Genomic DNA, 11,782 nt, shown 5'->3' with positions numbered 1-11,782 from the left:
CTTCAAGTCTAAACTTGTTTTTATTTTCAAACCACAGCATATTGTGGTCAACGTCTATTTATGCCTTCTGAACCACATTTCGTCATCATTATTACCGTCTCTACGTGGCTCGTCCAGGGGAACATGTCGACCGGCTGCACGTACTCGATCGCGTACGGCCCGCCTTCGCACAGGCGCTTGAGGTCGCGCGCGAGCGTTGCGGGGTCGCAGGATACGTAGACGATGCGCTCGGGCAGCGCGCGCCGGGCGGCGTCGATCAGGCGCTCGTCGAGGCCCCGGCGCGGCGGGTCGACGCACAGCACGTCGGGGCGCAGGCCCCTTTCGACCTGCCCGGCCAGCCAGCGCGCGGCGTCGTCACAGATGAACTCCGCCTTATCCTCGAGCCCGTTCGCCCGGGCGTTGAAGCGCGCGTCCTCGACCGCCGGGGACAAAAGCTCCACGCCCAGCGTCCGGAGGGCGCCCCGCGCCATGTAAAGCGCGATCGCGCCCGCGCCGCAGTAGGCGTCCACCACCGTCTCGCGTCCGGTGAGCGCGGCGGCATCCAGCGCCGCGCGGTACAGCGCCTCGGCCCCGCGCGCGTTGACCTGGAAGAACGACTGCGGCGACAGCCGGAACGTAAGCCCCGACAGTCGCTCGGTGAGCGCTCGCTCTCCCCTCACCCATTCACAGCGCCCGTCAAGCGCGTGCGCCGCGCGCGCGTTCAAGCGGCAGAAGTACGCCGACTTCATGCCGGGTACCTGCGCAAGCAGCCGCTCGGCCAGCGGCGCTGCATCGACCGCGCGGTCGGCGCTCAAAATCGCCATCCCCTCGCCCGCAGCGGTTACGCGCGTCACCAGGTAGCCCTCGAACTCCGGCGCGTCCGCAAGCCAGGCGCGGGCAACCCGCATGGCCTCTACGCTCTCTTCGCGCTGGATCAGGCAATCCCCGACCTCGGCTACGCGCCGCCCGCCCGCCTCGCGCAACCCGATCACACCGCCCGATATCGCGTACTCGGCCTTGTTGCGCGTGCGGAACGGATCGGCCATGCCGATTACCGGGCGCACGTCGGCATCGAACCCGCCCACCCGGCGCAGCGCATCCTGCACCTTGGTGCGCTTGAGCTCGAGCGAGTATTCGTAATCCATGTGCAGCGCGGCGCAGCCGCCGCATGCCGAGGCGTGGGGACAGGCGCTGCGCATACGTCGGGGCGAGGATGTCAGTACGCGAACGAGCCGCGCCTCGAGAAAGCGCGGCTTTTCGCGGATGATTTCGGCCTCCACCCGCTCGCCCGGCAACGCGCCCGGCACGAACGCGGCGCGCCCGTCGGGGGCGCGCCCGACGCCTTGCAGCTCCGAGCCCGCGCCGGTGATTTCAATTTCAATCAGCGGTCCGGCAACCACTACGACAACTCCGAAATGAGGTCGAGCAGCGCCTGTTTGCCGTCCGGGTGCGCGGCCAGCGCCTCCTCGATCGGCACATCGACGATGCGGTTGTCGCGAATACCCACCGCGCGTCCGCCAATATCGTCCTTGAGCAGCTTGAGCGCGTATTCGCCCAGCCGACTGGCGAGGATCCGGTCGTTGGCCGACGGACTGCCGCCGCGCTGGATGTAGCCGAGCACGGTCGCGCGCGTCTCGTGGGCCGCCAGCACCTCGATCATCAGCGCCACGTCGGAGGCCGTGATCCGCTTGGGGTTGAGCTGCCCCAGCGCCTCATACCGGTCGCGCAGCGCCTCGACGTCACTGGTCAGCGATTTGACCGCGCCCTCGGCGAAGATCATAATCATCGAGTGCTTGCCGCGCATCACGCCCCACTTGACGCGGTCGGCGATCTCCTCCACACTCCACTTGACCTCCGGGATCATCACCATCTCAGCGCCGCAGGCCAGCGCGGCGCTGACGGCGATGTCGCCGCAGTCGCGGCCCATGACGGTCACGAGGCTGGCGCGCTCGTGCGAATCGCTGGTCTCGCGGATGCGGTCGACGCAGTCGCAGGCGGTGTTGAGCGCGGTGTCAAAGCCGATCGTGTAGTCGGTGTAGGCGAGGTCGTTGTCGATCGTGCCCGGCACGCCCACGACGGGCATACCCATCTTCCACAGCACGTGCGCGCCGGCGAACGTTCCGTTGCCTCCGATCGCGACCAGCCCCTCGACGCCCAGCATCTTGAGGTTCGAAAGCGCCTTCTTCTGCACATCTTCTTTGAGGAAATCCAGGCAGCGCGCGGTCATCAGGAAGGTGCCGCCGCGGTGGATCTTGTCGGACACGCTGCGCGAGGTCATCAGCGCGAAGTCGTCGCTCTGCTCGCTCGAGCGCATCAGCAGCCCATTGTAGCCCCGCTTGAACCCGATCACCGATACATCGTTCTTGAGCCCGGCGCGCACCACCGCGCGCACCGCGGCGTTCATGCCGGGCGCGTCGCCGCCCGAGGTCAATACGCCAATCCGCTTCATAATATACTCATCCCTCCGATTCGTAGCCAGGCCACTCCCCTCCCAGGGGAATTTCCGGGCCGCCGCCCTCCATGTACAATCATTTGTACCGGTTCCGCCGGCGCAAATGGATTCCGGTAAAGGGCGAGTTTGTCCTCACTCAATTGGCAATGGTCGCCCATTCCCCTCTCACGCGCCTATGCTCGCAGGCAGATGCGCGTGACCCAAGCAGGCGCCGATCAAATTCCGCGCGCAGTGGCGGTTGCCTTTCCGCCATCTCGCCAGCCGCCGCCCGAATAGATCAGCGCTTACCTAGTAGCCCATTTCCTGCAGAAGGTCGCGCGCTTCCTTGGCTTCGCTCGTCAACGCCAACACCTCAAAGCAATTGTCGCCCGCCGACAGCGCGCGCGAAACCGTCCGCGATTTGACCAAAAACCCCTCGCGCGTGAGCGCGTCAACCGCGGCACACGCCCTCTTTTCGCTGTGCGCGATGTGAATGACCACCCACTTAGGCTCGCCCTGTTTCACGGTTTCCTCCTTGCATCCGAACGGATACAGGCGTATTATATACGCACAATGCGGTGTGCGCAAGCGAAACCGTGCGCCAAACGCCGCAATTTCTAAAAAAGCAGGTGGGTTTCCATGCAAAATATGCCCGTGGCCATCATTGAAATCGCTCAGGTTCCGCAAGCGCCCTCGATCGGACAGGAGGCAGCCGAGCGGTACCGGCTGCCGGAGGGCCTCGCCTACCTCGATGAAGCCGCGCCCGGCATCCGCTGGGACGCAAAGTACGCGGGGAGCGACAACTTCACCGGCGCGAGCGTCGACGGCTACGAGGCCAACCGCGTCGCGGTCAGCTTCGAGTTGGCGGAAGCGCTGCTCAAAGCGCAGCGCGCGGCCCGCGCCGAGGGGCTCGATCTGCTCGTCTGGGACGCGGCGCGGCCCCAGCGCGCGGTCGACCGCTTCGTCGCCTGGTCCGAGGAACCCGAGGACGGCCTGACAAAGGAAGCGCATTACCCAAACCTCGACAAGCGCGACCTGATCGGCGAGTACGTGGCACGCCGCTCGGGCCACAGCCGCGGCGGCGCAGTCGATTTGACGCTCACGGATGCCGAGGGCGAGCCGCTCGACATGGGCGGCGCGTTCGACCTGATGGACGCGCGCTCGCATCACGGCGCAAAAGGGCTGACCCGCGCGCAAGCAAAGTGCCGCGCGCGGCTTCGCCTCATCATGGAGCGGGCCGGCTTCAAAGCCTATGAATCCGAATGGTGGCACTATTCGCTGAAGGTCGAGCCCTTCCCCGACCAATACTTCGACTTCGTCATCGGCGAGACGCGGCCGATGCCCGCCGCGCCGGACGAACGCACAGCCGACGCCGATGTGAAGGAATGACCAAAATCCGGTGCGGGTTTTTTTAAAAGTCCTAAACAATTTCCGATACGCACCGATGTACTTTATGTGTAACGTCCTTACGCGCCCAATACTGAGGATGTGAAAGAGGGGGTTGCTCATGAAGTGGTATGCAAACATGAAAGTCTCAAAAAAGCTCGCGCTCGGTTTTTCTCTCGTCATGTTGATTGCGGTCGCCGTAGGCGCGGTCGGCATTGTCAGCCTGGATACCATGGTGCGCAACGGTACGCAGATGTATGAGCACATGACGGTGCCTATTGCGCAGCTCGCGGAAGTGGCCAGCTCCTTTCAGCGCATCTGCCTCAACCTGCGTAGCGCCATCCTAATGAACAGCCCCACGTACCTCACCCAATGGCAAGAGGAAATGGCGCAGAGCCGCCAGGTGATAGACGAGCAGGCCGAGGCGTTTTCCCAGCTGATCCGGTTGGAAGAGGAGCAGCAGGCATACGACGCCTTCATCGAGGCCCGGCGTGTCTTCACCGACTACGAAGACCAGATCATGTCAATGGCGTGGGAAAAGCGGAACGTGGACGCATTCGCGCTGCTTCGGTCGGACGAATTCAAGCAGGCCGAGCAGGCCGAGGAGGCCGCCATCTTCAACTTGGTGGAGCTCAAGCGGGCGGACGCCGAGAAAACCTCAAAGGAAAGCGGCCAGTTGTTCCGCAGTTCCACCACCGCAATGGCGATTACCATCGCCGCCAGCATCGCGGTGTCGATCGCGATCGCACTGTACATCGCCCGCATGATCAGCGGCTCCATGAAGAAGGTCACCGCCGCCGCCGAGCGCATCGCGGACGGCGACCTGTCGGTCGAGCTGGATATCAATCCGAAGGATGAAATCGGCGACCTGGCCCGCTCCTTCCGCCGGATGATCCAAAACCTCAACGAGGTGCTCGGCGACATCCACACCGCCTCCGAGCAGGTGTCCGCGGGCGCGAGCCAGCTGTCCGATTCCAGCATGTCGCTCTCCCAGGGCGCGAGCGAGCAGGCCAGCTCAATCGAGGAGTTGACCGCCTCACTCGAGCAGATCTCCTCCCAGACCAAGCAAAACGCGCAACACGCCAACGAGGCCAACAAGCTGGCCTCGGCCGCGCGCGACGACGCCGGGCAGGGCAACGAAGAAATGCAGGAAATGCTCAAGGCCATGGATGAGATCAACGAAGCCTCGAGCAACATCTCCCGCATCATCAAGGTCATCGACGACATCGCGTTCCAGACCAACATCCTGGCGCTCAACGCCGCAATCGAGGCCGCGCGCGCCGGAGAGCATGGCAAGGGCTTTGCCGTGGTGGCCGAGGAGGTACGCAGTCTGGCGGCCAAGTCGGCCAGCGCGGCCAAGGAAACCACCGACATGATCGGGGGCTCGATCGCCAAGGTAGACGCGGGCACCCAGCTGGCTGTCCACACCGCGGAAGCGCTCAAGAAGATTGTGGACGGCGTGGCCAACGCCGCGTCGCTGGTCAGCCAGATCGACGTGGCCTCGGGCGAGCAGGCGATCGCTCTGGCGCAGATCAACCAAGCCGTGACGCAGGTGTCCCAGATCGTTCAGGCCAACTCCTCGGTCTCCGAAGAAAGCGCGGCGGCCAGCAAGGAACTGGCTAGCCAGGCCGAAACGATGCGCGACGCGGTCGGCAAGTTCCGCCTGCGGCGGACGCTTGACGCCCAAGGGTCCGCCCAGGCCGAATCCGTGCCCGCCGCGCCGGGTGAGGAGACTTTCGGCGCGTATTGATTGGCGTTCGGATAAACGCATGGACAGCCCCCGACGTCTGCGGCGTCGGGGGCTGCCTGGTCTTCGCGGCAAGGCCGCCGTGCGCCCTTCAGCGCATATTCTTCCGGAAATTGTAGCGCGTCTTCCAATAGCGCGTGTCGCGGCGTACCCAGTTGATGAAGTCGCCGCCCAGGAACAGGAACAGATTGAGCAGCGAGAACAGGATCATGGCGCGCGTGGACCAGTCGCCCATGATGAACACATACAGGTAGTACAGCGCGTTGGCCAGTGCCAGGTACTTGATTTGGATCGGTATCGCGAAGAAAAGCCGCACCTCGGCCTCCGGGTTCAAAATGGCAAACGCGAAGAACAGCGACAGGTTGAGGAAGGTGTTGGTGGCGTATCCGGTCAGCATAGCCGCGGCGATCGCACCCAGGATGCCGGCCCAGTAGTACAGGTTGAACTTGACCGTACCCCAGCGATTCTCGACATGCGTGCCTATCATGAAGTAGAAGTACAGCGACAGCAGGGCCCACAGCGGCGACAGGCTGGAAGGCAGGAACACGAAGGTAATCAGCCGCCACAGCTGCCCCTGAAACACCAGATCGCGCTGAAGCGCCATCTGGCCGATCAGCCCGAATCGCGTGACCATCGCCACCAAATACGTGACCGCCGTGCCCGCCACGACGTAGTTCATCAGCCCCGGCACGCAGAATTTGCGAAGTTTACGCTCGACCTCAAAAGGCAACCTCATTGCGCCTCCACCCCTTTCACTTGCACCTTAGCCGCTTGCGCGGCGAGCTCTTCGGTGCGCAGCCGTACCGCCTCGCGCAGCAACGCGTAACCCACCGCGAAAATGGGAATGCTCAGCAGCATGCCCAGCACGCCCATCAGGCCGCCGCCCACTGTGATCGCCGCCAGCACCCCGATCACCGGCAGTCCGACGCGGTTGCCCATGACGCGCGGGTAGATCAGGTTGCCCTCGAGCTGCTGCAAGATGACGAAGAACAGCGCGAACGCCAGTCCCCGCCCCAGCCCGTCGGCTGCGGCGATCAGCAGCGCGCCGATCGTGGCCGAGACGAGCGCGCCGAAGATGGGTACGATCGAGGCCGCGCCCACGAGCGTGGAGATGAAGAAGGCGTCGGGGAACCGGAAGATCATCATGCCGAGGAAGCACAGCCCCCAAAGGATCAGCGCCTCGGTGAGCTGGCCGGTGACGAAGCCGGTGAACACGCGGCCCGCGATGCCGCATATCTCGAGCGTGCGCTCGGCGAGCGCGGGCTTGACGAAGGCGCGCAGCGTTTTCTTCACCTGCTCGGCCAGTTGCTCCTTGATCGCCAGCACACTCAGCGCGAAGATGAATGCGATCATGCCGCTGGTCGCGGTGCCGAACACGGAACTCGCCACCGAGGCCACGCTGCCCAGCGTCGGCCCCAGCCCCCGCTTGAGGAAGTTCACGACGTCGGCCTGCATGCCCGCCCAGTCGAATTTGAACGCATCCACCCAACCGACCAGCGCGGGCATGTCGGATTCAAAGCGCTGCAGCCGCCGTTTGGCCATCTCCACCCAACCGGGCAGCTGCGTGAAAATTCGGGTGATCGCGCCGATCAACCGCGGCAGCACGATCGAACTGAGTGTGATGACCACCGCGAGCGCGATCAGCACCGCCAGCAGCATCGCCAACGGCCGCTTGAGCGCCTTCATGAGCCCCGGCGCGTGCTTGCCGTGCGGCCACAGCACCCGCCGCTCAAGCGCCGACATCGGGATGTTGAGCACGAACGCCAGCGCCAGGCCGTACAGCAGCGGCGACAGCACGCCGATCAGGCGAAAGGCGCCGTCGCGGATCGCCGGCAGATTGTGCACGGCGGCGGCCAGCACCACCGCGAAGCTGATCAGCCCCATCAGCGTCTTAACCGTCTTCCTGTCGAGCCGCATGTTCATCCCCTCCCATGCGTTTTCAACAGTGTAACGCGTCGCGGTAAAAAATGCAAGGGCCGTCTTCGCCTCCGCAGGACAATCGCGTACGGGCGTCAGAACAAAATGGCGCCACATTATTTTCCCGAATGTCCCAAAACCCGTTGACAGTGCCCATCTCGGTATGCTATACTAATTTTCGCTGTGAGTGATTCTCGATATCTGGGTGTGGCGCAGTTTGGTAGCGTGCTTGAATGGGGTTCAAGAGGCCGGAGGTTCGAATCCTCTCACCCAGACCATAATTTGTCTGAAAACTTGCGTTTTCAGACAAATTTTATATGCAAGTAGCGCAAAACGGCCGTCCCGAGACCCGATCTCGAAGCGGACGACCCGTCTCACCGCCGCCGTGCAGAATATGAAAAGGCTGGCCAAGGCCTTTCACTCCTTCATTCCCCTTTCCCTACACATAACAAACCCAGCGCCGCTCTCTTGCACGCTGGATTTGTCGATGGCCTGTGCCGGGCGCCGTCATGCGTCCGGCTTTTTGTTTGGTCATTGGGCGACGCCCCGGTTCTCATAGGCGTCGTAAGTCAGCTGTTGAAGAACCTTGGTGTTAGAGGCGACTGCCTTGGCGATGCGATCGACTTGTGCTTGGACTTCGCCCAGCACTTGTGTATGGGCGACGGCGTATTTGTCGATCTGGTTGTTGAAAGCATAGACTTTGTCCTCGAATCTCACCATCCTCAAGTCCATGGTTTCAACCTTCGCATCGAGCACGTCAAAGCGCACTTCGAGTCGGTCGATCCTTGCGCCCATGGCGTCGAAGCGGGCGTTCATTCCCGAACGCAGTGCGCCAACCTCGGTGTCGATCTTGGCTTCCACGGTCTCGAAGCGGGCGTTCATTTCCGAACGCAGTGCGCCAACCTCGGTGTCGATCTTGGCTTCCATGGTCTCGAAGCGGGCGTTCATTTGCGAACGCAGTGCGCCAACCTCGGTGTCGATCTTGCCTTCCATGGTCTCGAAGCGGGCGTTCATTTGCGAACGCAGTGCGCCAACCTCGGTGTCGATCTTGGCTTCCATGGTCTCGAAGCGAGCGTTCATTCCCGAACGCAGTGCGCCAACCTCGGTGTCGATCTTGGCTTCCAGTGCTCCGATCCTAGTCCCCAGTTGCTCAATGGCTTGCAGGATCTTGGACTCGTCCATGCAATCATCCCCCTGTGTGATGTATTGTACCATGTGCCGGAAGCGAAATCAAGGGCTTGCCAGCCCCCCAAACCGCCAGCCAGCGCGAGCGTAAGGCTCGTTCGCGTTCGCTGGCGTTGTCGTACGAACCCGGGACAAAGCCCAGGCCGATCGGCGCGGACACGCTCAAGGAACTGGGCGAGGCGTGTGCGGGGCAAAGGCCGAGGCTGGAGGGCAACCGCAGTTGACAACATGGGCGAATTTGATAAAATATAGGCATCGTTCCAATTCCATGGCGTCTGCATGTACGAAGAGGCGATGGCGGTTGTGGGAACTGGCGTGCTTCCCGCAAAGCACGAAGCACATATGCCTCGGGAACGGAATGTGGGCGCATCCATGTGGCGGGAGAATGTCGGCCCCAATTTGCGCTGTCAGGGGCGATGCGGCCAGGGCATCCTTGAAGCAGCACCCTTCCGCAGCCGTTAGCGGGGAGCGCGTTGTGTTCGCTCGCTTTCCCTGTAAAAATGATGATGCGGAAAAGCGGATCCGGCTTGTTTGTGAGACCGAGGAGGGCGCAATCATCTTCCAACTGAACCCGCGATGTGAAAAGCGCGGCCCGAGGAGCAAGGGATTCCGCGCGGACAATGGTTGCTTTTCTTCCTCAAACGCCCTCAATGCGGAGGGTGGCGAAAGGAAAGCGGTTGGTTTAATTGGGGTTGAAAGCACCATATTCGTAGCGCTGAGCGATCAAAAGACCGATCAGAATATGGTAAAGGCCACGTTATATAACGCTCCGCGTTTCATATTCCAGGTTGGGCGGAACAAGAAGGAGACACAATGCAAAATGCAGAAAGTCTCCTCGGTTGTAGAGTTCTGGAGGTGTAGCCTATGCCGGACGGATTGATTTCGATTGGCCGCATGGCGGAGATCAACCGTATGACGGTGCCCACGCTTCGGCTGTATGACAAACTGGGGCTGGTCAAGCCGGCGTGGACGGATCCGGAAACCGGCTACCGCTATTATGATATGGGCCAGAACGCGCGGCTGGATATGATTTCCTATATGAAAGAGTTGGGCATGAGCCTGGACGAGATCGGCAGCGTGCTGCAAAAAGAGGACATCGTGGTCGTGGAGGAAGTGCTCATCCGGAAAAATGAGCAGCTTCATCGCCAGATGCAGGAACTGAAGACTCGGCACAATGCCGTGGAACGTGCGATCAACAGCATTGAACGTTATCGAAAATCGCCGGCGAACAGAACAACATCCCTGGAGTTCATTGACAGGCGTCGGATCTGGGGCATACCCTGTTCCCGGAATTTTTACGCTACCGGGCTCCCCGATTATGAACATGTTCTGGCGGAGCTGAGAGCGGCGATGATTGAGCAGGATGTCAGCCAGGTTCACACCTATAATGTAGGAACGTCCATCACGAGAGAAGATTTTCTAGCACAAAACTTTCAAGCGAAGGATGTCTTCGTTTTTACGGATGAACACTTCATTCTGAAACAACAAACGCTGCTCCTGGACAGCGGCATGTATGCCTGCCTGTACCTGGATAATTATGATGAGGAGGAGCAAGGCGCACGCTCGCTGCTGCAGTTTTGCGCAGAACACCGCTATACCGTGGCCGCAGACTATATCTGCGAGGTCATGACCGAGTTCAACGTGTTCGAGAGTGCACGCAGAAACATGTATATGCGCCTGCAGGTTCCGGTAACATTTTGAAGCGAAAGTGCGGGCCGACGGATGAGGTCGCGCGATCTGACGCCCGCAAAGCCGCGATTCCCGGCTGTTTCGCGGCATGGCTGGCGGAAATGTTTCTCGCCATCCCGTGCGTACCGCCGCACGGCTGCCTTGGAAAGGCTGCGACGCTTAATCCCGGAACAGTATTTGGGATATACCGGTAAAAATGGCACAAGATGCTTGACTCTCATCTTACTGCAGGGTTTATGATATTGACAGATGATTAACAAGGAGGTTTTCCCCATGAAGAAGATCAGAGTGGTTCAGTATGGCTGCGGTAAGATGTCCAAGTACATTCTGCGGTACCTGCACGAGCACGGCGCTCAGATTGTCGGAGCGATCGACGTCAACCCCCAGGTGGTTGGTATGGATGTGGGCGATTTTGCGCAACTGGGGCTCAAGACGGGCGTCCTGATCTCCAACGATGCCGATAAGGTTCTGGACGAGTGCGACGCGGATGTGGCGATTGTCACGCTGTTCAGCTTTATCAATGATATCTACGACCACGTCGAGAAGTGCGTCACCCGCGGCATCAATGTGATTACCACCTGCGAGGAAGCCATCTATCCCTGGACGACTTCGGCTGCGCAGATCAACCGTCTGGATGCACTGGCGAAGAAAACCGATTGCACGATTGCCGGCTCCGGCATGCAGGATATTTTCTGGATCAACATGGTCGCTATGGCGGCAGCGGGCTGCAACCGCATCGCCAAGATCAAGGGCGCTTACAGCTACAATGTGGACGAGTATGGCCTCGCGCTGGCCAAGGCGCATGGCTGTGACCTGATGCCGGAAGAGTTTGAGGCGCAAATCGCGCATCCGGAAGTCTTTGAGCCATCCTATGCATGGAACGCCGCCGAAGCCATCTGCAACAAGCTGGGTCTGACGATCAAGACGATCACACAGAAGCATGTGCCCTACATCATCGACAAGGACATCTTCAGCACCACGCTGAACAAGACGATCGCCGCAGGCAAATGCATCGGCATGTCTGCCGTCGTGACGATTGAAACCATGCAGGGCATCACGGTGGAAGAGGAAACCATCGGCAAGGTTTACGGGCCCGATGACGGAGACCAGTGCGACTGGTGGATCACCGGCGAGCCCAATACCGAGTATCATGTGGTCAAGCCCGCGACGGTGGAGCACACCTGCGCCACGATTGTCAACCGGATCCCGAGTCTGCTGCTGGCGCCGGCCGGTTATGTCACCGCTGACCAACTCGGCGGGATTGCCTACATGGTCTACCCGATGGAGTACTATTGTTGATCTGGTCGGACGCAAAGCCCGCGCCTGTCTACGGAACACCCCGGCAGGCACAGGCTAAGATAAAATGAAGGCAACCCGGCCGAATGCGAAAAGCGCGTCCGGCCGGGCTGCTTTTAAGGCTCTAAACTATTCGTAGGGGTAAAGCCAGA

General features: G+C 61.2%; 10 protein-coding genes and 1 tRNA gene. 5 read left to right on the top strand and 6 right to left on the bottom strand.

Translation table 11 applies throughout. From position 1 onward, the window contains the following. Nucleotides 1-47: 47 nt before the first annotated feature. The 3 genes from rlmD to ACH6CV_RS17455 form a co-directional block, all read right to left on the bottom strand. Nucleotides 48-1,379 (bottom strand): 23S rRNA (uracil(1939)-C(5))-methyltransferase RlmD, encoded by a 1,332-nt coding sequence (gene rlmD / locus ACH6CV_RS17465; protein WP_456359500.1) that lies wholly within the window; start codon nucleotides 1,377-1,379, stop codon nucleotides 48-50. Continuing rightward, the gene (locus tag ACH6CV_RS17460; RefSeq protein WP_456359499.1) at nucleotides 1,379-2,428 is read right to left on the bottom strand and encodes an ATP-dependent 6-phosphofructokinase; all 1,050 of its coding nucleotides are present in this window, start codon (nucleotides 2,426-2,428) and stop codon (nucleotides 1,379-1,381) included. The genes rlmD and ACH6CV_RS17460 overlap by 1 nt, the downstream gene beginning before the upstream one ends. A gap of 291 nt (nucleotides 2,429-2,719) precedes the next feature. Next, a complete protein-coding gene (locus ACH6CV_RS17455; RefSeq protein WP_456359498.1) occupies nucleotides 2,720-2,935 on the bottom strand; it encodes a hypothetical protein in 216 nt (71 codons plus the stop codon). 201 nt (nucleotides 2,936-3,136) lie between these two features. On the opposite strand from ACH6CV_RS17455, the gene ACH6CV_RS17450 reads away from it, so the two are divergent. Continuing rightward, nucleotides 3,137-3,799 carry a M15 family metallopeptidase gene (locus ACH6CV_RS17450; RefSeq protein WP_456359501.1) on the top strand — a complete coding sequence of 221 codons (663 nt, stop codon included), beginning with the start codon at nucleotides 3,137-3,139 and terminating at the stop codon, nucleotides 3,797-3,799. A gap of 118 nt (nucleotides 3,800-3,917) precedes the next feature. Beyond that, nucleotides 3,918-5,546 carry a methyl-accepting chemotaxis protein gene (locus ACH6CV_RS17445; RefSeq protein WP_456359497.1) on the top strand — a complete coding sequence of 543 codons (1,629 nt, stop codon included), beginning with the start codon at nucleotides 3,918-3,920 and terminating at the stop codon, nucleotides 5,544-5,546. 88 nt (nucleotides 5,547-5,634) lie between these two features. On the opposite strand, the gene ACH6CV_RS17440 is transcribed toward ACH6CV_RS17445, so the two are convergent. Both ACH6CV_RS17440 and ACH6CV_RS17435 read right to left on the bottom strand, forming a co-directional pair. After that, nucleotides 5,635-6,279 carry a rhomboid family intramembrane serine protease gene (locus tag ACH6CV_RS17440; RefSeq protein WP_456359496.1) on the bottom strand — a complete coding sequence of 215 codons (645 nt, stop codon included), beginning with the start codon at nucleotides 6,277-6,279 and terminating at the stop codon, nucleotides 5,635-5,637. Next, nucleotides 6,276-7,460, bottom strand: a complete 1,185-nt coding sequence (locus tag ACH6CV_RS17435) for an AI-2E family transporter (RefSeq protein WP_456359495.1) — start codon at nucleotides 7,458-7,460, stop codon at nucleotides 6,276-6,278. Before ACH6CV_RS17435 ends, ACH6CV_RS17440 begins: the two co-directional genes overlap by 4 nt. Nucleotides 7,461-7,661: 201 nt before the next feature. Here ACH6CV_RS17435 and ACH6CV_RS17430 point away from each other — a divergent pair. Then, nucleotides 7,662-7,738: transfer RNA gene (locus ACH6CV_RS17430), tRNA-Pro, on the top strand. Nucleotides 7,739-7,991: 253 nt separating this feature from the next. On the opposite strand, the gene ACH6CV_RS17425 is transcribed toward ACH6CV_RS17430, so the two are convergent. Beyond that, nucleotides 7,992-8,642, bottom strand: a complete 651-nt coding sequence (locus ACH6CV_RS17425; protein WP_456359494.1) for a hypothetical protein — start codon at nucleotides 8,640-8,642, stop codon at nucleotides 7,992-7,994. A gap of 867 nt (nucleotides 8,643-9,509) precedes the next feature. Between ACH6CV_RS17425 and ACH6CV_RS17420 the strand changes: the two genes are divergently transcribed. Both ACH6CV_RS17420 and ACH6CV_RS17415 read left to right on the top strand, forming a co-directional pair. After that, a complete protein-coding gene (locus ACH6CV_RS17420) occupies nucleotides 9,510-10,346 on the top strand; it encodes a MerR family transcriptional regulator (RefSeq protein WP_456359493.1) in 837 nt (278 codons plus the stop codon). A 261-nt stretch (nucleotides 10,347-10,607) separates the two neighbouring features. Next, nucleotides 10,608-11,633, top strand: a complete 1,026-nt coding sequence (locus ACH6CV_RS17415; protein ID WP_456359492.1) for an NAD(P)H-dependent amine dehydrogenase family protein — start codon at nucleotides 10,608-10,610, stop codon at nucleotides 11,631-11,633. Nucleotides 11,634-11,782: the final 149 nt, after the last annotated feature.

The sequence above is a fragment of the Anaerozeibacter quisquiliarum genome (assembly GCF_051162045.1).
GTDB classification, from domain to species: Bacteria; Bacillota; Clostridia; order Christensenellales; family Aristaeellaceae; genus Anaerozeibacter; species Anaerozeibacter quisquiliarum.
This window is presented reverse-complemented; position numbering and strand designations above follow the sequence as displayed.

Coding starts and splice junctions, on each gene's coding strand:
- ACH6CV_RS17435 (WP_456359495.1), bottom strand. CDS start 7,460: ATGCGGCTCGACAGGAAGACGGTTAAGACGCTGATGGGGCTGATCAGC.
- ACH6CV_RS17460 (WP_456359499.1), bottom strand. CDS start 2,428: ATGAAGCGGATTGGCGTATTGACCTCGGGCGGCGACGCGCCCGGCATG.
- ACH6CV_RS17445 (WP_456359497.1), top strand. CDS start 3,918: ATGAAGTGGTATGCAAACATGAAAGTCTCAAAAAAGCTCGCGCTCGGT.
- ACH6CV_RS17425 (WP_456359494.1), bottom strand. CDS start 8,642: ATGGACGAGTCCAAGATCCTGCAAGCCATTGAGCAACTGGGGACTAGG.
- ACH6CV_RS17415 (WP_456359492.1), top strand. CDS start 10,608: ATGAAGAAGATCAGAGTGGTTCAGTATGGCTGCGGTAAGATGTCCAAG.
- ACH6CV_RS17420 (WP_456359493.1), top strand. CDS start 9,510: ATGCCGGACGGATTGATTTCGATTGGCCGCATGGCGGAGATCAACCGT.
- ACH6CV_RS17440 (WP_456359496.1), bottom strand. CDS start 6,279: ATGAGGTTGCCTTTTGAGGTCGAGCGTAAACTTCGCAAATTCTGCGTG.